A 24612-nucleotide genomic window follows, 5' to 3' on the forward strand; every position below is an offset into this window, starting at 1 on the left:
CTTTAAAGCTCGGTCAGCAGAATTTTGGAGCGGCGCTGATAGTTGTACATTTCCTGTTTCTGGATTGGCAGAACGTCAACTTCAGCCGGCTGGAAACCGCGCTCCTGGAACCAGTGGATGCTGCGAGTGGTTAACACAAACAGGCGATCCAGCCCCATTTGCTTCGCCTGACTGGCGACGCGTTTCAGCAGCATTTCGCCGCGTGACGAGCTGCGATAGTCGGGATGCACCGCCACGCAGGCCATTTCGCCAATACGCTCTTCCGGGAACGGATAGAGCGCGGCGCAGGCGATGGTCAGATTATCGCGTTCGATAATGGTGAACTTGTCGATTTCCATCTCTAGCTGCTCGCGCGAGCGGCGAACCAAAATACCCTGCTGCTCCAGCGGGCGAATCAGCTCAAGAATGCCGCCGATATCGTTAATTGTCGCACGGCGCACCTGTTCGGCACTTTCCATCACGATTTGCGTACCGATACCGTCGCGGGAGAACAGTTCCTGAACCAAGGCGCCGTCTTCCTGATAGCTGATTAAGTGGCTACGGCGCACGCCGCTGCGGCAGGCTTTGACTGCCCCGCGCAGGAAGCGCACGGTGCCGGACTGATAATCGCCACTGGCTTCCATGGTGTCGATTCGAGCCTGCGCATCGTTCGGGAACAGTTCCGAAATAATATTATCGTCTTCGTCGATCACGCCCTGAGACGAGCAGAAGCCAATCATTTTTTCGGCTTTCAATTTGATTGCCAGCTGGGTCGCCACCTCTTCGGAGGTCAGGTTGAAGCTCTCACCCGTAACGGATACGGCAACCGGCCCAAGCAGCACAATGGCGTTGCTGTCGAGTTGGCGGTGGATCGCTTCCTCATCAATGCGGCGAATACGGCCGGTATGGCAGTAGTCGATACCGTCGTCGACCCCCAAAGGCTGGGCGATGATGAAGTTACCGCTGACCACATTAATATGCGCACCCTGAAGTGGCGTATTATTCAGGCTCATGGAGAGGCGGGCGGTGATGTCGAGCTGCAATAAGCCCGCCGCTTGCTTGACTAGTTCGAGGGTACGGGCGTCGGTGACGCGGGTATTCTTATGGTAGATAGGTTCATAATTATGCTCCGCCAGATTTTCATCAATTTGCGGGCGAGCGCCGTAAACCACCACCAAACGGATGCCCAGACTGTGTAACAGCCCGATATCATTGACGATGTTGGTAAAGTTCTCATGCTCAATGGCTTCGCCGCCTAGCATGACAACGAACGTTTTGCCACGGTGTGCATTAATGTAGGGAACCGAGTGGCGAAAACCCTGAACCAATTCAGTACTACGTTCCTTCACGGCAAAACCTCATTTGAATTTTTATTCGTAATTTCTGTATTTTTATTCTTTTATGTCGATGTGGCAAGTAAGAAATCTCTCTTTTTGTTCACAAACCATCAACAAGCTTAAAATTTAGCCAATCCCGTTTATGAATGACAGGGGGGAGTCGATTCGTTAGAATTTTCCTATTGAGCCTTTTTGGCTGTTTTGTTTTTTGCTCATTTTGAGCCCTTACCTTTGAGACTGCATGACTGACGATAATCACAATTTTGGCCGAAGACGCCTGTTACAAAGCGTAGCTGCTTCGTGGATGCTCAGCGTCAGCCGGGTGGGTTTTGCCGCCAGTTCACAAGTGGTTGCCGTGCGCGTCTGGCCCGCTTCTTCCTATACTCGCCTGACGCTAGAGTCCAGTACCCCGCTGAAATATAAGCATTTCACTCTCACCAATCCTCATCGGCTGGTTATCGATATTGAAGGTGTTCACCTCAATAGCGTGCTTAAGGGCGTAGGTAAGCAGATCCAGCAAAATGATCCTTTTATCAAACAGGCCAGAGTAGGCCAGTTTGATAAAACGACGATCAGGCTGGTGATGGAGCTGAAAAAGCAGATTAACCCGCACGTTTTCACCCTTAAGCCGGTTGCCGGAATTCACAACCGCTTGGTGGTGGATCTCTACCCGCAAGAGGGGGCAGTGAGCGCGGAGGATGATCCACTATTGGCATTGCTGGAAGATTACAACAGGGGCGATGTGGCGCGAACCCTGCCGCCGGAGACGGCCAAAGATGGCAAAGCGGGGCGCGAGCGGCCGTTGATCATCATGCTCGATCCGGGGCACGGCGGCGAAGACCCCGGTGCCATCGGCAAATATAAGACCCGTGAGAAAGATATCGTTTTGCTGATTGCCCGCAAGTTGCAGAAACTGATTCAGCGCGAGCCGAACATGAAGGTCCACATGACGCGCAACGAAGACGTCTTCATCCCTTTGAAAGTCCGGGTCGCTAAGGCGAGAAAGCTGCGGGCAGACCTTTTTGTGTCGATTCACGCCGATGCCTTCACCAACCGTGCCGCCCGTGGCTCTTCGGTTTTCGCCTTATCGACCAAAGGGGCGACCAGCGCCGCGGCGCGTTTTCTGGCGCAGACGCAGAATGAGTCCGATCAAATCGGCGGCGTGAGTAAAAGCGGCGACCGCTATCTCGACCACACCATGTTCGATTTGGTGCAGACCGCCACCATCAGCGACAGCCTGAAGTTTGGTAAAGAGGTGCTGACGCGTATGGGCAAAATCAATCATCTGCATAAGAACAAGGTCGATCAGGCAGGATTTGCAGTGTTAAAAGCGCCAGACATTCCTTCCATTCTGGTGGAAACGGCGTTTATCAGTAATGTGGAAGAGGAGCGCAAGCTGAAGACCAGCCACTTCCAGCAGAAGGTGGCGGAGTCCATACTGGCGGGCATCAAGGCCTATTTTGCCGATGGTGGCATGTCGGTCAGAAGGTGATGGGCTAAGGCTTTACGAATAAGAAGGTCAGTGGAGAACATCGCTGGCCTTTTTTGATCGGCTGAAAGAATTTCCAGACGCCAGAAACAAAAAAACACCCGTTAAGGTGTCTGTTGTTTTTTCTTTTATGCTGATTTGTAGTTGGTTGCGGAGGCCGGATTTGAACCGACGACCTTCGGGTTATGAGCCCGACGAGCTACCAGGCTGCTCCACCCCTGCGGAGGCCGGATTTGAACCGACGACCTTCGGGTTATGAGCCCGACGAGCTACCAGGCTGCTCCACCCCGCGTCCGATGAGGGCGAACTATACGCTGCGTGAGATTTCGTGCAACCCTTTTTTCCAAATTAATGTGATAAACCGCCTGTTTAACTGCTTTTTATACACTCTGATGGCTTTTTAAACAGCCCGATCGAATTCATTTTTTTCGATGGTGGCAATTCCTTTCTGATAGGGCCTTTGTTATCGTTTTGGCGGTAGTTTCCCCCCTGAAAGCAAGAGAGCGCGGCAATAATGAAAGGACGTTGGAGTAAATATCTGCTGAGTGGTCTGGTCATCGCGATATTGGCGGGCTGTTCATCCAGACCGACCGATCGCGGGCAGCAGTATAAAGATGGTCGACTGGAAAATGCGCTCGAGTATGTGAATGAGCCGAACGCCACGGGCAAACCGGTAAATGCCAAAGATTACGCCAATCAGGTAATGGAAGTGCAATACGCTTCTTCCACGCTATACGGCAGAAATAATACGACTTTTCAGGCCGTGGAGCAGTGGCTCCGCGCCGGTGCTGATACCCGCACGCTGAGCCAATACGGCATCAGCGCTTATCAGATGGAAGGCGCAGACAACTTCGGTAATGTGCAATTGACCGGCTACTACACGCCGGTGCTGCAGGCGCGCTACACCCGTCAGGGTGAGTTCCAATATCCTTTATATCGCATGCCGCCAAAACGCGGGCGCCTGCCTGATCGCGCTTCAATCTACTCCGGCGCGCTGAGCGATAACTATGTCATTGCCTACACCAACTCGCTGATGGACAACTTCATGATGGAAGTTCAGGGCAGTGGTTATGTGGATTATGGCGATGGTCGCCCATTGACCTTCTTTGGCTATGCCGGCAAAAACGGTCATGCTTACCGCAGTATCGGCAAAGTACTGATTGACCGTGGCGAAGTGGCGCGTGAAAACATGTCGATGCAGGCGATTCGTCAATGGGCCGATACTCATAGCGAAGCGCAAGTTCGCGAGCTGCTTGAGCAGAATCCTTCTTTCGTTTTCTTCAAGCCAGAACCTTTCACGCCAGTTCGCGGTGCGAGCGGTATCCCGTTGATTGCCAAAGCTTCCGTGGCTTCTGACCGTTCGCTAATCCCGGCAGGTTCCACCCTGTTGGCGGAAGTGCCTGAGTTGGACAACAAAGGCAAATTCACCGGCAAATACCATATGCGCTTGATGGTGGCGCTGGATGTCGGCGGGGCAATTAAAGGCCAGCATTTCGATATGTATCAAGGGATTGGCCCGGATGCAGGCCACTCGGCGGGCTTCTACAATCACTATGGTCGCGTGTGGGTGCTGAAATCAGCACAGAGCGGACAGCCGCTATTTACTGCTTATAACGCCGCAGGCGCGTCATCCGGCCCGGCGACCACCTTGGCTCCGGCTCCGGCGGCGAGCAGCAACGGTGGTTCCTTCTTGTTGAAGTAGCATTATTTCGGCTTCGCGCCTAATTGAGTTAAAATAGTCCATCAAAAGCAGCCTCCGGGCTGCTTTGTTTTTCTGATTCAGAAGCCATTCCCTTGAATTTTAAAGCAAGTACAGAGGTTAATCCGTCATGACAGCAGCTTACTCCGATGCCTATTTACAGCGTTTTGGCGGCACTGCGCGCCTTTACGGCCAGCAGGCATTGACGCTGTTCTCTCAGGCTCACGTCTGTGTAATTGGGATCGGCGGTGTGGGTTCATGGGCCGCCGAAGCGCTTGCGCGTACCGGCATTGGCGCTATCACCTTGATTGATATGGACGATGTCTGCGTAACCAACACCAATCGCCAAATTCACGCGCTGCGTGAGAATGTCGGGCAGGCGAAAACGGAAGTCATGGCCGAGCGTATTTTGGCGATCAATCCTGAGTGTAACGTCACCTGTATTGATGATTTCATTACGCCCGAAAACGTGGCGGAAATGCTGAATCGCGATTACAGCTATGTCATTGATGCGATTGACAGTGTGCGTCCCAAAGCTGCACTTTTGGCTTACTGCCGCCGCTATAAAATCCCGGTGGTTACCACCGGCGGGGCGGGCGGGCAAATCGATCCAACCCAAATCGCCGTGGTGGATTTGGCGAAAACCATTCAAGACCCGCTGGCGGCAAAACTGCGCGAGCGCCTGAAGAACGATTTTGGCGTGGTGAAAAACAGCAAAGGCAAGCTAGGGATTGACTGCGTGTTCTCGAGCGAGCCGCTGATGTACCCGCAGGCCGACGGCAGCGTCTGCGCGTCACGCGCCACGGCAGAAGGGCCGAAGCGAATGGACTGTGCGTCCGGATTTGGCGCCGCCACCATGGTGACCGCCACCTTCGGTTTTGTCGCCGTGTCGCACGTGTTGAAGAAGATGATGGCCAAAGCGCAGCGCCAGCAGGCCGCCGCTTAAGGCTGTTTTATGGCGTAAAGCCGGTCAGTCAGGCGTGTTGGCGAGCCAGTGCCAAGACGCCTTCGGCCAGAGCGGAAAGGCCACTGGCCCGGCTAGTGCTTAACTGTTCGCGCAGCCCCAAGGTGTCGAACAGCGCCAGAGGGTCACTCGTCAGGATCTCCTTTGGCGTCTTGCCTTCCATCGTGGTCAGTATTACCGCCAGCAGGCCTTTGACAATGCGGCCTTCGCTGTCACCGTAGAAATGCATCCCGCCGTTTTCCGCCAGTTCTCCCCCCAGCCATACACGATTTTCACAACCCGAAAGCTCTATGTCGGCAGTTTTCAGCTGGGGATCCAGCGCGGGGACTCTTTTCGCCAATAAGATCAGCTGGCGATAACGATCCTCCCACTGGCGCAGGCCGGAGAATGTCTCGGACAGCGACTGGGGGGTGATCTCATGTCCAAAAGGATGGGGCGCTAACATGTTAATTCTCTTTATTCGGCTTAATATCAATGGGTTAATCGGCGAGTAGCTCCAGGGCGTACTTCACCGCAGCGATCAGGCGTTCGACATCATTTTGCGTATTATAAGGCGCGAAAGAGACGCGTAATGTGCCACTGACCCCCATCGCATCCATTAAAGGCTGTGCGCAGTGCTGCCCGGCGCGCAGCGCAATACCCTGCTCGGCCAGCAGCGCCACCAAATCACTGTGGTGCACGCCGGCAATATCAAAAGCCAATATAGACGCGTTTTGGCAGCGGAAACTGCGAAAGCCCGGCAATAGCGTCAGTTGCTGTTCAGCCAGCGTAGCCAAGTGCTGCGCGTACTTTTCGCCGCCAGCCGTATCAATAGTTTCTAGCCATTCAAGCGCGGCGTCAAAGCCGATAACGCCGGCGATATTGGGCGTGCCTGCTTCGAAACGCTGGGGAACCTTCTGCGGCGTAAAGCCCTTCATGGAGGCCTGAGTGAGCATTTTCCCGCCGCCGTGCCAGGGCTGCATCGCCTCGAGCAGCTCAGTTTTGCCATACAGCACGCCAATGCCGGTCGGGCCGTAGAGCTTATGGGCGGAGAAAGCATAGAAGTCGATGTCCATAGCCTGCACGTCCGCCGCGCTGTGAACCACGCCCTGCGCGCCGTCCACCACCACCAGAGCGCCGTTGGCATGGGCCAAACTGATAATGCGCTCGAGCTGGGGCATGCCTCCGGTCACGTTGGACATCTGCCCAATCGCCACCAGACGCGTTTTGCTGTTGAGCAGCGCGGGCAGGGCTTCGGCATCGGGCATAAATTGGGCGTTAAGAGGTAATGTCACCACCTTGGCCTGACAGCGTTCTGCTAGCATCAGCCAGGGGATCAGGTTGGCGTGATGCTCGGCCTGACTAACAATAATCTCATCGCCGGGCTGTAGGCGCGGAGCAAAATAGCTCTGCGCCAGCAGATTAATTGACTCGGTGGTGCCTCGGGTCCAGACGATATTTTCTGCTGTCGGCGCATGGATCAGACGTGCGACGCGCGACCGCGCTTTTTCATATTTTTCGGTTAAAGACTGAGCAGCACGGTGCTGACTGCGATGAACCGTCGCGCCTTCTTGAGAATAAAATTCCAAAGTTGCATTTATTACATTTTGCGGCTTCAGCGCGGTTGCGGCGCTATCCAGATAGCATTGCCCGTGCGTAAGTGACGGAAAATTATCACGAAAAGCAGCAAAGTCGAAATCAGTCATAGTGAAGTAAATCTCTTAAATCGGCTGAAAAACATGAAAATTATCCCCGCTGGTACTCCGCATTTATTCATTTTAGGAATGGTTACCGTGGAAATATACCAGAAGCTTGTTATGCTGAATTACGAAGGCTAGAAGAATTAGTCAGATGACTTATCTGGCAACTAAAGCATTTTAATCTATCCCCTTCGTACTTGGCGCTGTAACGTTGTTTTCAGCAGTGCCAAAAACTTTGGGTATAACAAGGAGTCTATGATGAAAAAGATCGCCGCCGTAGTTTCAGCTGTACTGCTGACTTGTACTCTTGCTGCGTGTTCAAGCAACTATGTTATGCATACCAATGATGGTCGTACAATCGTTGCAGAAGGGAAGCCAAGTACCGATGACGATACAGGTATGATCAGCTATACCGATGCGTATGGCAACAAACAGCAGATCAACAAAGCTGAAGTGAAAGAGATGGCTAAAGGTAACTAATCCTTAGTCGAGTCTTTCCAATACGGGAAGCGCTCTTGCTGAAAGTGGCATGAAAATGCCCATCGACAAAACCGGCCATCTTCGGATGCTGCCGGTTTTGTTATTTTATAGTGTCGGTACTTTTAAAAGGCTAAAACGCAAGGGATCTGTAAAGGTTGCGCGTTGGCGCAGAATGCTATCGACAGGCAAAAAAAAGCACCGCAAAATGCGGTGCTAAAAAATCACTTTGGACAGACAGGGTAATGTACAGGAAGTGAAAATTTGTAGCATTTAAGCTACGCGTCTGGATTGCCAGACAATTGCAAACACAACATCACAACCACAAGCCAAAAGTATTTCAGCATCCTCATACCAATCTACTTTTCGTTCCGGCCTAGGAAGTGGCGCCACTATAGGTTTTTGCCTGTACATCCTCAACGGACAATTTATAATGTCTCGGATTAAAAAAACTAATAGTAAAATCCACGGTGAAGCGCTTTGCTGACCGGCGAATAATAAGTATCCACTCAATGTCAAAACGTTTACCACCTCTCAACTCTCTGCGCGTTTTTGACGCAGCGGCACGCCACCTTAGTTTTACTAAAGCGGCGGAAGAGCTATTTGTGACGCAAGCGGCAGTAAGCCACCAGATCAAGTCACTTGAGGACTTTTTAGGCTTAAAACTGTTTCGCCGCCGCAATCGTTCGCTGCTCTTGACCGAAGAAGGGCAGAGTTATTATCTGGATATCAAAGAGATATTCTCAGCTCTCAACGAAGCTACCCGTAAGCTTCAGGCACGAAGTGCTAAAGGCGCGTTGACCGTCAGTTTGCCGCCAAGTTTTGCTATTCAGTGGCTGGTTCCGCGTTTGTCTGGCTTTAACTCAGCTTATCCGGGAATTGACGTTCGTATTCAAGCCGTTGACCGTGAAGAGGATAAACTGGCCGACGACGTGGATGTGGCGATTTTCCACGGTCGGGGAAACTGGCCGGGGCTGCGCGCCGAACGTTTGTATGCCGAATATCTGCTGCCGGTCTGTGCGCCTTCGCTGCTGCTCGGCGATAAACCGCTGAAGCTGCCGGAAGATTTGGCGCACCACACGCTGCTGCATGATGCTTCTCGTCGCGACTGGCTGGCTTACACCAAACAGCTTGGTTTGCAGCATATTAATGTGCAGCAAGGGCCGATTTTCAGCCATAGCGCCATGGTAGTGCAGGCCGCCGTTCACGGACAGGGCATTGCGCTGGCTAACAACGTGATGGCGCAAACCGAGATTGAAGCAGGGCGTTTGGTATGCCCCTTCAACGAGGTGTTAATCAGTAAAAATGCTTTTTATCTGGTTTGTCATGACAGTCAGGCAGAACTGGGTAAAATAGCCGCCTTTCGTCAGTGGATACTCGCACGGGCGGCGAGTGAACAAGAAAAACTACGCTTTCGATACGATCAGGCTTGAACGTGAATCACCCACTAACAACGAGAACAGGTAACGTCCCATGACCAGTCGTTCAATGTTGATTTTTGCCGCCATTAGCGGCTTTGTCTATGTTGCCTTTGGTGCGTTTGGCGCACATATATTGAGTAAATCTCTCGGGCCGGCCGAAATGGCCTGGATTCAAACCGGTTTAACCTACCAGAGTGTGCACACGCTGGCCGTGTTGGTGCTTGGTGTTGCAATGCAGCGCCAGCGCAACCTGTGGTTTTACTGGAGCAGCGCCTGCCTCGCGCTAGGAACAGTGCTGTTTAGTGGCAGTCTCTACTGTCTGGCGCTGTCGCATTTAAGGTTATTTGTGTTTGTCACTCCGATCGGTGGAACCTTCTTCCTGATCGGCTGGATACTGATGTTGATCGGCGCTTTGCGTCTGAATAATAAGGCAAAACGCCATGAATAAAGTTGCTCTCTACTGCCGCTCTGGTTTTGAAAAAGAGTGTGCGGCCGAAATTACCGCCAAAGCCGCCCAGATGGAAATCTTCGGCTTTGCCCGCGTGAAAGAAGACAGTGGGTATGTGCTGTTCGAATGTTTTCAGCCGGAAGACGCCGACCGTCTGGCGCGCGACTTGCCTTTCCGCGAGCTGATTTTCGCTCGCCAGCTGATCGTCGTTGGTGAGCTGCTGAAAGACCTGCCGCCGGAAGATCGCGTATCGCCTATCGTCGGTATGCTGCACGGGGTTATCACTAACGGCGGCGAACTGCGTGTTGAAGTGCCTGACACCAATGAAAGCAAAGAGCTGACCAAGTTCTGCCGTAAGCTTACCGTGCCGCTGCGTTCCGCCATGCGCGAACAGCGCATTTTGGGCAAAAAGGAGAACCCTCTGCGCCCGGTGGTCCACGTGTTCTTTATTGCGTCGGGGTGCTGCTACGTCGGCTATTCCTACAGTAACAACAACTCGCCATTTTATATGGGCATTCCGCGTCTGAAATTCCCATCCGAGGCACCAAGCCGTTCAACCCTCAAACTGGAGGAGGCGTTCCACGTCTTTATTCCTGCGGATGAGTGGGATGAGCGTCTCGCCAGCGGCATGTACGCGGTAGACCTCGGAGCTTGTCCCGGCGGTTGGACTTACCAGTTAGTGCAGCGCAGCATGATGGTGACGGCGATTGATAACGGCCCGATGGCGCCTAGCCTGATGGACACAGGGCAGGTTATTCACCTGCGTGAAGACGGTTTCCGCTATAAATCGACCAGTACCAAAAACTACTGGCTTGTGTGTGACATGGTTGAGAAGCCAGCGAAAGTCGCGGCTTTGATGTGTGACTGGCTGATTAATGGCTGGTGCCGCGAAACTATTTTCAACCTGAAGCTACCGATGAAAAAGCGTTATGAGGAAGTGTCAAACATCCTCGAACGTATCAAAGAGCGTCTGGAAGAAAACGGCATCAACGCTGAGATCCACGCCAAGCAGCTCTACCACGACCGTGAAGAAGTGACGGTGCACGTCCGCCGCTTCTGGTCCGCCGTGGGTGGGCGTCGCGATGAGCGCGACCATTAATTAGCTCTCTGGCCTGAGGCCATTTTCAGGCAATAGTGCGCAAAACGCCGGTGCTGGTGCAGTCCGGCGTTTTTTATTGGTGCGGCATCAGCCAGGCAAACGCAGCTGTTGCAGGTTGCCGCTGAGGGCTAAATCAGTTTGCAGCGTGGAGACGCGCTTACAGGCATAGGCTAAATCGCGATGCTCGAGCAGTTTGGTCCGCCACTTCTCTGGTACAGCCTCGAGATTGTCATACAGCGCGTCTAAGCTTCCGGCCTGCGATAGCAGCGTGACCGCTGCCTTGGGGCCGATACCGGGAACGCCGGGGATCTTACTGCTGCTAATGCCCGCCAGTCCCCAATAGTCGGTGAGCTGTTGCGGCAATACGCCAAACGTCTCTTGCACGAAAGGCATATCAAGCCAGCGCTTTTGGAAGTAATCGCGGATTTGCACAGTAGGCGCCAGCAGCTGGCAGTAGCCTTTGTCGGTCGACACGATGGTCACCTGATGCCCACTCCCCGCCACCTTGGCGGTTAGCGTGGCGGCCAAATCATCGGCTTCATTCCCCGCGGAGTGCCAGCAGGCCACGCCGCGCGCGGCAAAGCCTTCTTTCAGGCTCGGCATCTCGGCAAACAGGTTCTCCGGCATGGGGGAGCGGCCCGCCTTGTAGTCGGGAAGGCACTGGTGACGCCAGCTGTCGTTGCGATCGTCTTCATCAAACACGGCCACGGCGTGGGTGGGCTGCACGTGTTGAATTAGCTGACCCACGGCGTTTTGGCAGGTCAGTAAGCAAGGGGAGCCTTGAACGGCATGGATGCGTCGAATGAGATTCAGCGCGTCAATAATTAGCAGATGTATAGCCATAGTCAGATTGATTCCATCAATAAGTAGGGCGACTCGCGCCGCCCTACGTTTCCCTTAAATCTGCGCGTCACTTAGCGTCAGGCGCAGATTTCATAGCAAGGAATATAGGCGCTGCCCGGCAGCTTCATACGGTGCTGGGCGACGAAACCTTGCAGCAGGCTGTCCATTTTCTTCATTAATGCCGGGTCGCCGTGCAGCTTGAAACGACCATGTTTCTCGATTTCACGGATGCCGAACTCTTTCACGTTACCTGCCACAATCCCCGAGAAGGCTCGGCGCAGCGCGGCGGCCAGCTCTTCGGGTGGCTGGTCCGGGTAGAGATTCAGCGCGGCCATATTTTCGTGGTTCGGCTCAAACGGCATTTGCAGGTCCGGCGCGATACGAATCGACCAGTTGAAACTGTAAGCATCGCCACTGTTGCGACGATTCTCTTTCACTAATGGCATCGCGCGCTTCATTTGGCGCGCCACTTCCACCGGATCATCAATGATAATGGTGTAGTGTTTGCGCGCCTCTTCACCCAGCGTGTCTTTAATGAAGGCGTCGAGCACGGTGAAGTAGTCGGCGCTCTCTTTCGGCCCGGTCAGAATCAGTGGCAGCACTTGGTCGCTGTTTTCCGGATTCATCAGAATACCCAGCAGATACAGCAACTCTTCGGCCGTGCCCACGCCGCCAGGGAAGATGATGATGCCATGCGCTATACGCACGAACGCCTCAAGGCGTTTTTCGATATCTGGCATGATAATCAGTTCATTAACCAACGGGTTAGGTGGCTCTGCCGCGATGATTGATGGCTCGGTCATGCCGATAAAGCGGCCGAGTTTATAACGCTGCTGCGCGTGGCCTACTGCCGCGCCTTTCATTGGGGCTTCCATCGCGCCCGGCCCACAGCCGGTGCAAATATTCAGTTCGCGCAGGCCTAATTGGCTGCCGACGTTGCGCGCATACTGGTATTCCACTTCATTAATAGAGTGACCGCCCCAGCAAACCACCATGTTAGGGTCTTCATCCAGATGCAGCGCCCGGGCGTTACGCAGGATAGAAAACACCATGTTGGTCAGGTGGACGGAGTTCTCTTTGTCGAAGTTTTCGAAGCGATTATTGTTGGCGATCTGCGCGTTTACAAACAGGATATCGCGCAGCACGGCGAACAGGTTGGCTTGCAGGGAGCGAATGATCCGGCCATCGACAAAGGCATCTTCCGGTGGGTTCACTAACTCCAGTTTCACGCCGCGCTCGCGGCGTAACACGTTTATATCAAAGCTTTCGTAGCGGTCGAGCAGCTCTTTACTGCTATCAGTCTGGCTGCCGCTATTGAGCACGGCGAGTGAGCAATTGCGGAACAGGCGGTACAGGTCGCTGCTCGCAGTGCGTTTGAGCATGTCGACTTCCAACTGCGACAACAAATCCATTGAGCCCAACGGGCTGATATGTGTGATCAAAGTTGCTCCTTTACGCCCGATGGGCGGTATTCACTTCTGCCGGCAGAAAGGCTGCACATGATTTTTGGGATCTCGCTTTTTGCGGCGTGCCGGATCCTGATGGCAGGAATATTTAGCTGATTCCGAAGGCGCCGTGGCGATGAGATACGCCGCGTAACGCCTTCAGAATTAACAGTAACCTCGTCCTCCGGCTTTTACCAACTCAAGCTGACTGTTAGGTCAGTTCTTGAGCGGCATCTCGCATTATTGTCTGACAAGACGAGCCGTTGCAGGAGTGAACGGGAAGTTGGATCGCCACGGGTTAATGTCTAAACCGCCGCGACGGGTGTAACGAGCATAAACGGCTAATGTTTCAGGCGTGCAGAAATGCATGATGTCGTTAAAGATGCGTTCAACACATTGCTCATGAAATTCATTGTGATTGCGGAAGGAAACCAGATAGCGCAGCAAGGCTTCGCGATTGATTTTCGGCCCGCGATACTGAATTTGCACCGAGCCCCAGTCGGGCTGATGGGTGATCAGGCAGTTGGATTTCAACAAGTGGCTGACCAGCGACTCTTCGACCATCTCATCGCCGGCGGCTTGTGCCAGATAATCGGTGCTGAATTCGTAGCTGTCGATGGTGATGTCTTGATTGTCGATGCACTCACCGGCAAAACGGCCAACCGGGCTGCCTTCCACGTCTTCAAGGCGAGTGAGGGTGACGCTGACGTCCCCTTCGGCGCAGGCGCTGAGATCACGAGTTAATGTCTCTAACACCACGTCCCAGCTGGCGAATTTGGTCTGGTTGAAGCTGTTCAGGTACAGCTTAAAGCTTTTGGATTCGATCAGATTAATGCTGTTAGCATTCAGGCTAATCTCACCTACCGCCACCTGCGGCAAGCCTTTGTCGTTGAGCCAGGACAATTCGTAGAGTGTCCAGATATCCGCGCCGTGAAACGGCAAATTGTCGGGGAACAGCCCCAAAGGCTCGCGGTTCATGCTGCGCGGAACGGCTTGCAGCAGCGACGCGTCATACTGGTCGCGATAAGGCGTTGATTTGCCCAATGTCAGCTGCGAGAGGGCGGGGTTATCCTGATATAAGGACATGCTGTCACCTTAGTCTAAGTTCTGGGTACAATAGAATATGAGAAAACCTTTCACGCTAGTTTAACTTAGCCCGGTATGAAGATGAGAGAATTTATGGCTTCAGATGTTTCTGTAGCATTACGTGAGTTTACCCAGCGTTATGTGGATTTTTGGCAGCAAGAGACAGGTTTCCCGCCGTCGAGCGAGGATCTGCTGGGCGTTGACTCCCCCTGCGTAGTGAAAAGCAGCGACACCGCCGTCTACTGGCTGACCCAGGTTTTCAGCCCTGAAGAGACATTAGTCAACGTTGAACGCGCGCTCGACTTGCAGCTGCGCCCCGAAGCTCACGCGTTTTATACCACCCAGTTCGCCGGGGATATGTCGGCTAAATGGCAGGACCAGCGCCTAACTCTGCTGCAGGTTTGGAGCCCGGAAGACTTCACTCGTCTGCAAGAAAACCTGATTGGCCATCTGGTGACTCAGAAGCGACTAAAACTCACACCGACCATTTTCTTGGCTACCACTGACTCCGAAATGAGCATGGTTTCGCTGTGCAATGTTAGCGGCGAGGTGGTGCTGGAACAGTTTGGTAGCAAGAAGCGAACTCTGCTGGCACCTACGTTGTCAGAGTTTTTAGCAGGGCTTTCTCCTGCTTTTCCGGATTAAGTCAGACAGTTGATTCAAGCCAATTGGCTCACAAGCGTGTGAGAGATCTCTCACACGGCCTGTAAGATATGTCGTTTAATCGTTCGCGCTATTTCTTCAGTCCATTAGTACAACCTTTAAATAACAATGAGTTAGGTTGTGGTTGCCCATAAGTGATAGTTACTTAGCTATCATTTGTCTCACAAGCTACCTTGTTCGACGTCACAAAATAGACGATTCTAACTGTGTCGAAGGATGACATGAGACAGAACATTAGGATGATGGCTGTTTCATAAAGTAGGGGATAGGCTCAGGAAGAGTCAGGACAGCATCGGAGTATGCTAGGATGTTTCAGGACGAAACAAGGGACACCTCCAGGACGGAGATTGAGAGCTCGGAAAGGATAACGAGTGGGTCAGGAAGACTAAAGGATCAATATCAGGAAGATATTAGGAAGACTCGTCAGGATGAAAGTTGGACGATGCAAAGGATGGCTGGTTAGGATAACCAAAGGAAAAGTTTTCAGGGATTGAGCAGGGAGCACTTAGGTAGCTGGATTGCTATAAAACGAACCGGGGGCACTGTGCAAACAGTGCCCCCAACTTTTTGTCTCTATCTTCTGCTTTCAACATCTTCTCATTTTAACCGCGCATTTCTCTGCCCAAGCCCTGTTCAGCGGCTCAGGCAGTTGCCTTCTCAGTGCCTATTTGCCAATAACTTACCCAATAGCGCCCAGCGCATCTTCTTTACTTTGGCGCTTTGGCAGCAAGAATAAAGTCGCATAGATATCTAACAGGTAGATGGCTGCCAGCAAGCTGATGGCGGCGGTGAAGGAGACTTGCGACACCAGCATGCCTATCACCAGTGGCCCGAAACCGCCCACGCCCCGCCCGACGTTAAACAAGATATTTTGTGCCGTAGCGCGAACATTTACCGGATAAGTGTCTGATATCAAACCGCCATATCCCCCAATCATGCCATTGACGAACATCCCCATCACGGCACCGGCGAACAGCATCGCCGTAGGATCGGTGAGCTGGGCGTAGCACACTACCATCAGCACCGCGCCGATTTGGTAAATCAGGAAGATTTTCCAGCGCGGGAAACGATCCGCCAGCACGCCGAACAGCCAGATGCCGAACGTCATGCCAATCACCGTCACGGCGGTCCACAGGCCCGATTTGGTCAGCGAGAAGCCGAAGTTCTTCGACAGGTAGCTTGGCATCCAGATCATCAGCCCGTAATAGCCAAAATTCTGCACCGAGCAGAGGATCAGAATGCCGATGCTGGCTTTGGTGGTAGGTACATCTTTGAACAGCAATTTGACCCGGCTGAACAGCGATTCCGTCGGCGCGCTGCTGGCGTGTTTGACGAACTCCTCTGGCTCACCCATGGTGCGGCGAATCAGGAAGGAGGCGAGGGCAGGCAGTAAGCCTACCAGGAACATGCCGCGCCAGCCGATGACACCTAGCAGCAGCGGCGTCAGGAATGCCGCAAGCAAGACGCCAAGCTGCCAGCCCATGCCGACGTAAGCCGAAGCCCGGTTGCGCTTCTCTGCGGGCCACGCCTCGGCGATTAACGCCATGCCAATGCCAAACTCTCCGCCCAGACCAACGCCCGCCAAGGTGCGGTAGGCCAGCAAATCCCAGTACCCCTGAGCGATAGCGCACAGGCCGGTAAACAGGGAAAACATCAAAATCGTGAAGGTCAGGACGCGAATTCGCCCGAAGCGATCGCTGATAGGCCCGAAAATCACGCCGCCAAGCACGGCACCTATTAGCGTCCAGGTGACCAGTGAACCGCTTTGAGATGAGGTCAGGCCCAGCTCTGTGGCGATGGCGGGCAGCATAAATCCGAGAATTAACAGGTCGAAACCATCCATGGCGTAGCCAGTGACGGAGGCAATCATCGCTTTGGCCGGGGTGGCGTGGGCTTTTTTGGTGTGTTGGACAGGCATAGTCAGCGTCAAGTTATGTAAAGTTGGATTATTTTGCCCGCAGAGCACGCTAAGTACCAGTATGAAAAACCTATAGATAAGAATTAGCGATAAGCTTAGAAGGGGCATAGCTGGCAGTTGGGGCCTTACGGCTTCAATGCTATGCTTTGCCACATTGTGAGAGCCTTTGACGCCCACAAATAATGAATGCAGAGAGAGTGCGATGAGTTCAGAAAGTACAGAAAATCAGGTTCGCCATATTTTACACGATATTGAACAGGCTATGCGTCGGCTGGACCTGTGGAGCGAAGTTCCACCTGAGGCGGAAGCCTTTGACAGCGTTGAGCCTTTCTCCGTCGACACCATGAATGCCGAGCAGTGGCTGCAATGGGTGCTGGTACCAAGGATGTTTGCTTTATTGGCCGCCGAAGCCGATTTACCGACCCGCTTTGCGATTACGCCTTATTTCGAAGTCGCCTTGCCTGAGGCTTACTCCCTGCTGGCTGAGCTGCAGCGTCTGGACGATTTGCTGAATATAGAAGACTGACATGCTGGAAATTTTGTATCAGGACGAGCATCTGGTGGCGGTGAACAAGCCCGCTGGCATGTTGGTTCATCGTAGTTGGCTGGACAAACATGAAACCGTTTTTGCGATGCAAACGTTGCGCGATCAAATTGGTCAGCACGTGTTTACCGTGCATCGTCTGGATAAGCCGACCTCGGGCGTGCTGCTGTTCGCACTGTCCAGCGAGGTTGCGCGGCTGCTGTCGCAGCAGCTAGAAACGCGCCAAATGAATAAGACCTACCACGCGGTGGTGCGCGGCTACGTGGCTGAAGACGCCACGCTGGATTATCCTTTGACCGAAGAGCTGGACAAGATTGCCGATAAGTTCGCCAACCCTGACAAAGCCCCTCAGCCTGCCGTGACGCACTATCGCGTGCTGGCTCAGGTGGAGATGCCCGTGCCGGTTGGGCGTTACGACACGGCGCGCTACAGCTTGGTTGAGCTTAAACCGGAGACCGGCCGCAAGCACCAGCTGCGCCGCCATATGACCCACCTCCGCCATCCGATTTTGGGCGACAGCGCCCACGGCGACTTGAAGCAAAATCGTGGCATGGTGGAGCACTTTGACTGCCCCGGCTTAATGCTGCACGCCAGCCATCTGCAATTGCCTCACCCGGTGACGGGCGACATGCTGGAGATCACCGCCAAGTGGGATAATCGCTGGCAAAGTTTGGTCGAACGTTTCGGCTGGCTGGCGCGTGTCCCTGCACTTGAAAGGGTTGAGTTTGCTGCCGACTGCGGTCAGGATAGCTAACCATTTTTCAATGACTTTTAGATTAACGAGGGAATTACACCATGGCTGAGATTGGTATTTTTGTCGGCACCGTTTACGGCAATGCGCTGCTGGTAGCAGAAGAGGCTGAAACTGTTCTTAAGAAGCAGGGGCATCAGGTGAAACTGTTCGAAGAAGGCACATTGGAAGCCTGGCAATATTATCGTCACCATTTTGCCTTGGTAATTACCTCTACCACCGGTCAGGGCGACCTGCCGGACAGCATTGCGCCGCTGTTTGCGGCTATCCGCGATACCGTCGGTTATCAGCCAGAATTGCGCTATGGCGTGATTGCACTGGGTGACAGCAGCTACGACCACTTCTGCGGCGGCGGCCATAAAATGGATGATTTGCTGCAAGAGCAGGGCGCATCGCGTCTTGGCGATTTGCTGGAAATTGATGCCATGGAAACCGCCGAGCCGGAAACCGTGGCGGTTCCTTGGGCTGAAAAATGGGGCCAGCTGCTTAAATAAGCTTTCATGTCGCAGCGGCAATAAAAAAGGTCAGGTTATTCACCTGACCTTTTTTTATATCAACCGAACGCGGCGGGCGTCGAAACTTATCGGCCGCTGGTCAGTTTTTCCAGATCAGATTCGATCTCGGTGATCTTGTTTGCCACCACGGATTCCAAATGACGCAGGTCATCAAGAATTTTACGTTTCAGATCGACTTCAACCTGATCGCGCTGACAGATTTGATCTAACTCATCAATGACATAGCGTAGATTCGGGCTGATTTCGTGAATTTCTTTATAGCCTTGGCCCGCATTGTCGGCCACGATCGTTTTACGCTGGCGTGGGTACTTAAACTTCACGCTTTTAGCAAAAAACTCGCCTTTATCTTTGCGGAAGTAGATCTTCAGAATGTCGTTATTGGCCTCCTGACGCAGGCTGTAACGATCGATGTCGTCAGGATTCGTAATACCCAAGCTTTTCAGGTTGTCATACATAGCGCCACCTTTATTAGATTCTACTAGGAAGTTGTCATAATGAGCGAAACGACGGCCATTATCATTGATTTAAGGCAGAGTTTCCCATGATAAAAACGGCCGTCATAAAAGGGAATCACATCAATAAAATAGCGGGTAAATTCACCCGCCAAATTGAGTTTAGTCGATGGAACGCAATAACTCATTAAGACCGGTTTTGCCCAAGGTTTTGGCATCCACTTTCTTAACGATCACGGCACAGTACAGGCTGTATTTGCCATCTTTAGAAGGCAGGTTGCCGGAAACCACGACTGAGCCTGCTGGCACACGGCCGTAATGCACTTCGCCGGTTTCACGGTCATAAATCTTGGTGCTTTGACCGATGTAAACGCCCATGGAAATCACAGAGCCTTCTTCTACAATCACGCCTTCCACGATTTCTGAACGTGCACCGATGAAGCAGTTATCTTCGATGATCGTTGGGTTTGCCTGCAGTGGCTCCAGAACGCCGCCGATGCCCACGCCGCCGGACAGGTGAACGTTTTTACCGATCTGCGCACAAGAGCCTACGGTCGCCCAGGTATCAACCATGGTGCCTTCATCAACGAACGCGCCGATGTTGACGTAAGAAGGCATCAGCACCACGTTACGGGCGATAAATGCACCTTTGCGCACAGCGGCTGGTGGCACGACGCGGAAGCCTTCACGCTTGAAGCGCGCTTCGTCGTATTCGGCGAATTTCATTGGGACTTTGTCGTAGAAGCGGTTTTCCGCGCCTTCCATCACTTCGTTGTCATTGATTCTGAAAGAGAGCAGCACTGCCTTCTTTAGCCACTGATGCGTTACCCACTGACCATCAATTTTTTCTGCAACGCGCAGTTCGCCGCTGTCGATCTTATTGATCACTTGAGTCACGGCATCACGGGTTACGCTGTCTACGTTTGTCGGCGTAATGTCTGCGCGACGTTCGAAGGCTTCTTCAATTAGGGTTTGTAGTTGCTGCATCCTGTTCTCTTTCCTGATAGTGGTGTTAAAAAGTTAATATTCTTTGTATCACATTTTATCGTTAGGGTTGAGCGCCTCGGTAAGACGACGCTGAATTTCCTGACGGGTTTTTTTGTCCAGCGCGCGGCGTTCGCCATTCGCCAGAATGAATAAATCCTCAACGCGCTCGCCGATGGTGGAGATGCGCGCGCCGTGCAGTGACAGCCCCAAATCAGAGAACACTTCCCCCACCCGCGCCAGCAGGCCGGGCTGATCGAGCGCGACCAGCTCCATGTAGCTGCGCCTGTCGGTATGAGTCGGCAGGAAGCTGACCTCGGTCGGCACGCTGAAGTGGCGCAGTTTTGGCGAAGGGCGGCGCGCACGCGGCGGCTGATAAGCCTGCGTCATGGACTGCTCCAAGGCGTGGCGAATCACTTCGTGGCGGTCCAGCGCCAGCGGACTGCCGTCCGGCTCAAGCACGATAAAGGTGTCCATCGCCATGCCGTCGCGATTGGTGAAGATCTGCGCGTCGTGAATGCTCAGGTTGCGGCGATCCAGCTCCCCGGCCACGGTGGCAAACAGGTAAGGGCGGTCCGGGCTCCAGATGAAAATCTCCGTGCCGCCGCGCGTTGCCTGCCGACTGACCAGCACCAGTGGCTTGGTGGAGTCATGCTCCAGCAGGTGGCGGGCGTGCCAGGCCAGCTGGTTCGGCGAGTGGCGCAGGAAGTAGTCGGCACGGCAGCGGCTCCAGATGCGGTGCAACGCCTCTTCGTCGATATTGTCCATGCGCAGCAGGGCCAGAGCCTGCAGACGGTGGTGACGGACCCGTTCGCGCAGGTCCGGCGTGTTCTGCATCCCACGGCGCAGCTGCTTCTCGGTAGCAAAATAGAGCTCGCGTATCAGGCTCTGCTTCCAGCTGTTCCACAGGGTTTCGTTGGTGGCGCAAATATCCGCCACGGTCAGGTTTACCAGATAGCGCAGGCGGTTTTCGCTCTGCACTTCGGCGGCAAACTGCTGAATTTCAGCCGGATCTTGAATGTCGCGGCGCTGCGCGGTAACCGACATCAGCAGGTGACAGCGTACCAGCCAGGCGACCAGCTGGGTTTCGCGCGAATTCAGCCCGTGTAGCTCGGCGAACTCCAAGACATCCTGCGCGCCCAGAATCGAGTGGTCGCCGCCACGGCCCTTGGCGATGTCATGGAACAGCGCCGCCATCAGCAGTAATTCCGGCTGAGGCAGGCGCGGGTAAAGCTCGACGCACAGCGGGTGGCGCGGGCGAGTGGCCTCGTCGGCGAAGCTTTCCAGCTTTTGCAGCACGCGAATCGTGTGTTCGTCCACGGTGTAGGCGTGGAACAGGTCAAACTGCATTTGGCCGACAATCAGCCCCCACTGCGGCATGTAGGCCCACAGCACGCTGTGGCGATGCATCGGCACCAGCGCGCGGGAGACAGCCCCCGGATGGCGCAGAATCGACATAAAGATGCTGCGCGCTTCGGGGATCATACACAGCGGCGTTTTGAGATGGCGGCGCGCGTGGCGCAGCAGGCGAACGGTGGTGGAGTAAATCCCCTTAATTTCGCGGTGGCGCACCATCAGGTAGAACATGCTGATGATGGTTTCCGGGCGCTGGGTAAACAGCGACTCGTCGCGCAGGTCAATCAGGTCGCCGCGCAATTGGAAGTGCTCGTCCAGCGGGCGCGGTTTTTCATTCGGCCCGATAGCCAAAATAGCTTCGTCAAACAGCTGAAGCAGCATCTGGTTCAGCTCACCAACCCGGCGGGTCATGCGATAGAAATCCTTCATCATCCGCTCGACCGGCTCGTTGCCTTCCCCCTGATATTGCAGCAGTTGGGCGACATTCAGCTGGCGGTCGAACAGCAGGCGGTTGTCATAGCGCGGCAGCACCAGATGTAGCGCAAAGCGAATGCGCCACAGGAAGCTCTGGCATTCAATCAGCTCATTGCGCTCGGCTTTGGTCAGGAAGCCGAAGGCCACCATTTCGTCCAGAGAGGTGGCGCCAAAGTGGCGGCGGGCTACCCATAAAATGGTGTGGATATCACGCAGGCCGCCGGGGCTGCTTTTGATGTCCGGCTCGAGGTTGTAACTGGTGCCGTGGTAGCGCTGGTGGCGCTCATTTTGCTCGTCAATCTTGGCGCGGAAGAAGGTTGGCGAAGGCCAGAAGCCGTCGCTGAAAACGTGTTTTTGCATGCTGAGGAACAGCGCGACGTCGCCGCAAATCAGCCGCGATTCAATCATGTTAGTGGCGACGGTGAGGTCGGCCAAGCCTTCCAGCAGGCACTCCTCGAGGGTGCGCACGCTGTGGCCAACTTCCAGCTTTAAGTCCCACAGCAGGGTGATAAGCTCACCGATGCGCTGCGCCTGATCGTCGTTGAGGCGGCGCTGGCTGAGGACCAAAACGTCAATGTCGGAAAGCGGATGCAGCTCGCCGCGCCCGTAGCCACCGACCGCCACCATCGCGGTTTCCGGCACATCGTCGAAACCGTAAAAGGTCCACAGGCGCTGTAGCAGATGGTCAATGAACAGGGATCGCGCGTCGACCAGCTCTTCCGCGCGTTGCCCGGCATTAAAAGCATCAGCTAGCCACAGTTGGAACTGCTCCATGTGCTGTTTCAAGCTCTGGCGAGTTAAGTCGTCGTCAGGATAGGTAATAGGGGAGGCGGGCTGCGGGGGGATCGCGGGAAGAGATTCCGAAGATGGCGGAGTGGGAAGATCTTGTTCAGCAGGTGAATGTTCAATCATTTTTGCGCAGCCCATTCTTACAGTAAGAGACAAAAAAGCCGACTTGCGTCGGCTTGATCACCAGATTTAAACCGCCTTCTTCAGAAGGGGATCACTGCTGGTCGTGCGTAATGATATTCGGGATGGTGTCATCCTTACGCAGCGTCATAATTTCACAACCGTTCTCGGTGACCACAATAGTATGCTCGTATTGCGCCGACAAGCTGCGATCTTTAGTTTTTACTGTCCAGCCATCTTTCATGGTGCGAATGCGGTAATCACCGGCATTAACCATAGGTTCGATAGTGAATGCCATGCCGGCTTGCAGCACCACGCCGCCGTCATCTGCATCATAGTGAAGCACCTGCGGCTCTTCGTGGAAGACTTCACCAATCCCGTGGCCGCAGTACTCGCGAACCACGGAGAAGTTTTCAGCTTCGACGAATTTCTGGATCTCTTTACCCAGCGTGCGCAGGCGAATGCCCGGCTTAACCATTTTCAGCGCCAGATAGAGGCTTTCCTGAGTGATACGGCACAGGCGCTCGCCCAGAATGGTCGGTTTACCGGCGATGAACATCTTGGAGGTGTCACCGTGGAAGCCATCTTTAATAACGGTCACGTCGATATTCACGATATCGCCGTCTTTCAGAATCTTATCTTCGCTTGGAATTCCGTGGCAAACCACTTCATTAATCGAGATGCAGACAGATTTCGGGAAGCCGTGATAATTCAGACAGGCGGAAACGGCCTGCTGCTTATTATTAATGTGATCAGCACAAATGCGGTCTAATTCGCCAGTGCTCACGCCGGGCTTAACGTAAGGTTCGATCATTTCCAGCACTTCAGCAGCCAGACGGCCAGCAACGCGCATTTTTTCGATGTCTTGAGGGGTTTTGATTGAAATTGCCATGGGTGATCCTGCGGGTATCCTGTGTTGACGCCTTTCATTCTGCTAAAACGTCGTCAATAATTAGCTTAGACTTATGGTATCAGCCCTGATATTGCCTGCCAAACTATCATTTTCCGCGAACTAAAGTTCCCAACAAAAGTTGCCGTCAGGTCGTGAATTATGGTATAAAGCGCGCCGGCAATCCGCGACAGCCCTTCGGAGCTTGAGCGTGATTAAAGCCGAACACTCACTCATATGTGTACTTATTAACGTAAGTAATAACACACACGTATCGACACATTCGCCGGGGTGCTCTGGGAATTCGTTCTGCAGGGTCGGCGTTATGGGATACGTGGAGGCATAACCCCAGCATCTACTTATAGAGGTTTTATCATGGCAACTGTTTCCATGCGCGACATGCTCAAGGCCGGTGTTCACTTCGGTCACCAGACCCGTTACTGGAACCCGAAAATGAAGCCATTCATCTTCGGCGCTCGTAACAAGGTTCACATCATCAACCTTGAGAAAACTGTTCCAATGTTCAACGAAGCTCTGGCTGAGTTGCAGAAGATCTCCTCCCGTAAAGGAAAGATCCTGTTCGTTGGTACTAAACGCGCTGCAAGCGAAGCGGTAAAAGAAGCTGCACACAACTGCGACCAGTTCTTCGTGAACCATCGCTGGTTGGGCGGCATGCTGACTAACTGGAAAACCGTTCGTCAGTCAATCAAACGTTTGAAAGACCTGGAAATTCAGTCTCAAGACGGCACTTTCGAAAAGCTGACCAAGAAAGAAGCGCTGATGCGCACTCGTGAGCTTGCGAAGCTGGAAAATAGCCTGGGTGGTATCAAGGATATGGGTGGTCTTCCTGATGCTCTGTTCGTCATCGACGCCGATCACGAACACATTGCAATCAAAGAAGCTAACAACCTGGGTATCCCGGTATTCTCCATTGTTGATACCAACTCCGATCCGGATGGCGTTGACTTTGTTATCCCAGGTAACGATGACGCAATCCGTGCAGTTAATCTGTACCTGAGCGCTGTTGCTGCCACTGTCCGTGAAGGCCGTTCGCAAGATCTGGCTGTTCAGGCAGAAGAAAGCTTCGTAGAAGCTGAATAATAAGACAGGCTCTCGTAAATACCCTGATGGGTATAGAGTAGCCCTTATTAACCAGGTATTGAATATGTTGGTTAGGGGGCCTTTATTGGC

General features: G+C 53.5%; 23 protein-coding genes and 1 tRNA gene. 12 read left to right on the forward strand and 12 right to left on the reverse strand.

Annotated elements, in window-relative coordinates:
* Positions 1–2: 2 nt before the first annotated feature.
* Positions 3–1328: an amino-acid N-acetyltransferase gene (gene argA, locus SBO83_RS10490; protein ID WP_353503259.1), complete on the reverse strand. Its 1326-nt coding sequence runs from the start codon at positions 1326–1328 to the stop codon at positions 3–5.
* Positions 1329–1557: 229 nt separating this feature from the next.
* On the opposite strand from argA, the gene amiC reads away from it, so the two are divergent.
* A complete protein-coding gene (gene amiC, locus SBO83_RS10495) occupies positions 1558–2808 on the forward strand; it encodes an N-acetylmuramoyl-L-alanine amidase AmiC (RefSeq protein WP_353503258.1) in 1251 nt (416 codons plus the stop codon).
* Positions 2809–3023: 215 nt separating this feature from the next.
* Here the strand turns inward: amiC and SBO83_RS10500 are convergent.
* Positions 3024–3097 (reverse strand) — tRNA-Met (locus SBO83_RS10500).
* A gap of 222 nt (positions 3098–3319) precedes the next feature.
* Here SBO83_RS10500 and mltA point away from each other — a divergent pair.
* Positions 3320–4507: a murein transglycosylase A gene (mltA, locus tag SBO83_RS10505; protein WP_396131467.1), complete on the forward strand. Its 1188-nt coding sequence runs from the start codon at positions 3320–3322 to the stop codon at positions 4505–4507.
* Between the two features lie 127 nt (positions 4508–4634).
* Positions 4635–5450, forward strand: a complete 816-nt coding sequence (gene tcdA / locus SBO83_RS10510) for a tRNA cyclic N6-threonylcarbamoyladenosine(37) synthase TcdA (protein WP_396131468.1) — start codon at positions 4635–4637, stop codon at positions 5448–5450.
* Positions 5451–5478: 28 nt separating this feature from the next.
* Here tcdA and csdE read toward each other — a convergent pair whose 3' ends face one another.
* The gene (gene csdE / locus SBO83_RS10515) at positions 5479–5913 is read right to left on the reverse strand and encodes a cysteine desulfurase sulfur acceptor subunit CsdE (RefSeq protein WP_396131469.1); all 435 of its coding nucleotides are present in this window, start codon (positions 5911–5913) and stop codon (positions 5479–5481) included.
* Between the two features lie 34 nt (positions 5914–5947).
* Positions 5948–7153, reverse strand: coding sequence for a cysteine desulfurase CsdA (csdA, locus tag SBO83_RS10520; RefSeq protein ID WP_396131470.1), 1206 nt, complete (start codon positions 7151–7153; stop codon positions 5948–5950).
* 252 nt (positions 7154–7405) lie between these two features.
* Between csdA and SBO83_RS10525 the strand changes: the two genes are divergently transcribed.
* The 4 genes from SBO83_RS10525 (at position 7406) to rlmM (ending at position 10592) form a co-directional block, all read left to right on the forward strand.
* Complete coding sequence (locus SBO83_RS10525; RefSeq protein ID WP_034792834.1) at positions 7406–7627, forward strand: YgdI/YgdR family lipoprotein; 222 nt, start codon at positions 7406–7408, stop codon at positions 7625–7627.
* Positions 7628–8136: 509 nt separating this feature from the next.
* On the forward strand, positions 8137–9057 hold the full coding sequence (locus SBO83_RS10530; protein WP_034792832.1) for a transcriptional regulator GcvA: 921 nt from the start codon (positions 8137–8139) through the stop codon (positions 9055–9057).
* Between the two features lie 40 nt (positions 9058–9097).
* A complete protein-coding gene (locus SBO83_RS10535; RefSeq protein WP_034792830.1) occupies positions 9098–9493 on the forward strand; it encodes a DUF423 domain-containing protein in 396 nt (131 codons plus the stop codon).
* Positions 9486–10592, forward strand: a complete 1107-nt coding sequence (rlmM, locus tag SBO83_RS10540) for a 23S rRNA (cytidine(2498)-2'-O)-methyltransferase RlmM (protein ID WP_396131471.1) — start codon at positions 9486–9488, stop codon at positions 10590–10592. Before SBO83_RS10535 ends, rlmM begins: the two co-directional genes overlap by 8 nt.
* Positions 10593–10679: 87 nt before the next feature.
* Here rlmM and xni read toward each other — a convergent pair whose 3' ends face one another.
* From xni to queF, 3 genes are all read right to left on the reverse strand, one after another.
* Positions 10680–11435, reverse strand: a complete 756-nt coding sequence (gene xni / locus SBO83_RS10545; RefSeq protein WP_396131472.1) for a flap endonuclease Xni — start codon at positions 11433–11435, stop codon at positions 10680–10682.
* A 77-nt stretch (positions 11436–11512) separates the two neighbouring features.
* On the reverse strand, positions 11513–12877 hold the full coding sequence (ppnN, locus tag SBO83_RS10550) for a nucleotide 5'-monophosphate nucleosidase PpnN (RefSeq protein WP_034792824.1): 1365 nt from the start codon (positions 12875–12877) through the stop codon (positions 11513–11515).
* 243 nt (positions 12878–13120) lie between these two features.
* A complete protein-coding gene (queF, locus tag SBO83_RS10555; RefSeq protein WP_396131473.1) occupies positions 13121–13966 on the reverse strand; it encodes an NADPH-dependent 7-cyano-7-deazaguanine reductase QueF in 846 nt (281 codons plus the stop codon).
* A gap of 93 nt (positions 13967–14059) precedes the next feature.
* Here queF and syd point away from each other — a divergent pair, with 93 nt between their 5' ends.
* Positions 14060–14611, forward strand: coding sequence for a SecY-interacting protein (gene syd, locus SBO83_RS10560; protein WP_396131474.1), 552 nt, complete (start codon positions 14060–14062; stop codon positions 14609–14611).
* Positions 14612–15308: 697 nt separating this feature from the next.
* On the opposite strand, the gene SBO83_RS10565 is transcribed toward syd, so the two are convergent.
* Positions 15309–16547, reverse strand: coding sequence for an MFS transporter (locus SBO83_RS10565; RefSeq protein ID WP_396131475.1), 1239 nt, complete (start codon positions 16545–16547; stop codon positions 15309–15311).
* 202 nt (positions 16548–16749) lie between these two features.
* Here SBO83_RS10565 and SBO83_RS10570 point away from each other — a divergent pair, with 202 nt between their 5' ends.
* Genes SBO83_RS10570 through SBO83_RS10580 form a run of 3 tightly spaced genes read left to right on the forward strand, consistent with a single transcriptional unit; the run spans position 16750 to position 18336 of the window.
* A complete protein-coding gene (locus SBO83_RS10570) occupies positions 16750–17073 on the forward strand; it encodes a YqcC family protein (protein WP_396131476.1) in 324 nt (107 codons plus the stop codon).
* 1 nt (position 17074) lies between these two features.
* Positions 17075–17845: a tRNA pseudouridine(65) synthase TruC gene (gene truC, locus SBO83_RS10575; RefSeq protein WP_396131477.1), complete on the forward strand. Its 771-nt coding sequence runs from the start codon at positions 17075–17077 to the stop codon at positions 17843–17845.
* Positions 17846–17886: 41 nt separating this feature from the next.
* On the forward strand, positions 17887–18336 hold the full coding sequence (locus tag SBO83_RS10580) for a flavodoxin (RefSeq protein ID WP_396131478.1): 450 nt from the start codon (positions 17887–17889) through the stop codon (positions 18334–18336).
* Positions 18337–18422: 86 nt separating this feature from the next.
* Here the strand turns inward: SBO83_RS10580 and SBO83_RS10585 are convergent, their stop codons facing one another.
* From SBO83_RS10585 to map, 4 genes are all read right to left on the reverse strand, one after another.
* Entirely contained in the window at positions 18423–18812 is a 390-nt protein-coding gene (locus SBO83_RS10585; protein WP_034792811.1) for a DUF3461 family protein, read from the reverse strand.
* A 159-nt stretch (positions 18813–18971) separates the two neighbouring features.
* Positions 18972–19796: a 2,3,4,5-tetrahydropyridine-2,6-dicarboxylate N-succinyltransferase gene (dapD, locus tag SBO83_RS10590; protein WP_034792809.1), complete on the reverse strand. Its 825-nt coding sequence runs from the start codon at positions 19794–19796 to the stop codon at positions 18972–18974.
* 48 nt (positions 19797–19844) lie between these two features.
* Positions 19845–22535, reverse strand: a complete 2691-nt coding sequence (gene glnD / locus SBO83_RS10595) for a bifunctional uridylyltransferase/uridylyl-removing protein GlnD (RefSeq protein WP_396131479.1) — start codon at positions 22533–22535, stop codon at positions 19845–19847.
* Positions 22536–22626: 91 nt separating this feature from the next.
* Entirely contained in the window at positions 22627–23424 is a 798-nt protein-coding gene (gene map / locus SBO83_RS10600) for a type I methionyl aminopeptidase (protein ID WP_034792806.1), read from the reverse strand.
* Positions 23425–23796: 372 nt separating this feature from the next.
* Between map and rpsB the strand changes: the two genes are divergently transcribed.
* Complete coding sequence (gene rpsB, locus SBO83_RS10605; RefSeq protein WP_013574193.1) at positions 23797–24522, forward strand: 30S ribosomal protein S2; 726 nt, start codon at positions 23797–23799, stop codon at positions 24520–24522.
* Positions 24523–24612 lie beyond the last annotated feature (90 nt).

It is taken from the genome of Ewingella allii (assembly GCF_044430645.1).
Lineage (GTDB): Bacteria > Pseudomonadota > Gammaproteobacteria > Enterobacterales > Enterobacteriaceae > Ewingella > Ewingella allii.

What these genes read in the sequence shown, in the direction of transcription:
- amiC (WP_353503258.1), top strand. Translation starts at nt 1,558, where the DNA reads ATGACTGACGATAATCACAATTTTGGCCGAAGACGCCTGTTACAAAGC.
- mltA (WP_396131467.1), top strand. Translation starts at nt 3,320, where the DNA reads ATGAAAGGACGTTGGAGTAAATATCTGCTGAGTGGTCTGGTCATCGCG.
- tcdA (WP_396131468.1), top strand. Translation starts at nt 4,635, where the DNA reads ATGACAGCAGCTTACTCCGATGCCTATTTACAGCGTTTTGGCGGCACT.
- csdE (WP_396131469.1), bottom strand. Translation starts at nt 5,913, where the DNA reads ATGTTAGCGCCCCATCCTTTTGGACATGAGATCACCCCCCAGTCGCTG.
- csdA (WP_396131470.1), bottom strand. Translation starts at nt 7,153, where the DNA reads ATGACTGATTTCGACTTTGCTGCTTTTCGTGATAATTTTCCGTCACTT.
- SBO83_RS10525 (WP_034792834.1), top strand. Translation starts at nt 7,406, where the DNA reads ATGAAAAAGATCGCCGCCGTAGTTTCAGCTGTACTGCTGACTTGTACT.
- SBO83_RS10530 (WP_034792832.1), top strand. Translation starts at nt 8,137, where the DNA reads ATGTCAAAACGTTTACCACCTCTCAACTCTCTGCGCGTTTTTGACGCA.
- SBO83_RS10535 (WP_034792830.1), top strand. Translation starts at nt 9,098, where the DNA reads ATGACCAGTCGTTCAATGTTGATTTTTGCCGCCATTAGCGGCTTTGTC.
- rlmM (WP_396131471.1), top strand. Translation starts at nt 9,486, where the DNA reads ATGAATAAAGTTGCTCTCTACTGCCGCTCTGGTTTTGAAAAAGAGTGT.
- xni (WP_396131472.1), bottom strand. Translation starts at nt 11,435, where the DNA reads ATGGCTATACATCTGCTAATTATTGACGCGCTGAATCTCATTCGACGC.
- queF (WP_396131473.1), bottom strand. Translation starts at nt 13,966, where the DNA reads ATGTCCTTATATCAGGATAACCCCGCCCTCTCGCAGCTGACATTGGGC.
- syd (WP_396131474.1), top strand. Translation starts at nt 14,060, where the DNA reads ATGGCTTCAGATGTTTCTGTAGCATTACGTGAGTTTACCCAGCGTTAT.
- SBO83_RS10565 (WP_396131475.1), bottom strand. Translation starts at nt 16,547, where the DNA reads ATGCCTGTCCAACACACCAAAAAAGCCCACGCCACCCCGGCCAAAGCG.
- SBO83_RS10570 (WP_396131476.1), top strand. Translation starts at nt 16,750, where the DNA reads ATGAGTTCAGAAAGTACAGAAAATCAGGTTCGCCATATTTTACACGAT.
- truC (WP_396131477.1), top strand. Translation starts at nt 17,075, where the DNA reads ATGCTGGAAATTTTGTATCAGGACGAGCATCTGGTGGCGGTGAACAAG.
- SBO83_RS10580 (WP_396131478.1), top strand. Translation starts at nt 17,887, where the DNA reads ATGGCTGAGATTGGTATTTTTGTCGGCACCGTTTACGGCAATGCGCTG.
- SBO83_RS10585 (WP_034792811.1), bottom strand. Translation starts at nt 18,812, where the DNA reads ATGTATGACAACCTGAAAAGCTTGGGTATTACGAATCCTGACGACATC.
- dapD (WP_034792809.1), bottom strand. Translation starts at nt 19,796, where the DNA reads ATGCAGCAACTACAAACCCTAATTGAAGAAGCCTTCGAACGTCGCGCA.
- glnD (WP_396131479.1), bottom strand. Translation starts at nt 22,535, where the DNA reads ATGATTGAACATTCACCTGCTGAACAAGATCTTCCCACTCCGCCATCT.
- map (WP_034792806.1), bottom strand. Translation starts at nt 23,424, where the DNA reads ATGGCAATTTCAATCAAAACCCCTCAAGACATCGAAAAAATGCGCGTT.
- rpsB (WP_013574193.1), top strand. Translation starts at nt 23,797, where the DNA reads ATGGCAACTGTTTCCATGCGCGACATGCTCAAGGCCGGTGTTCACTTC.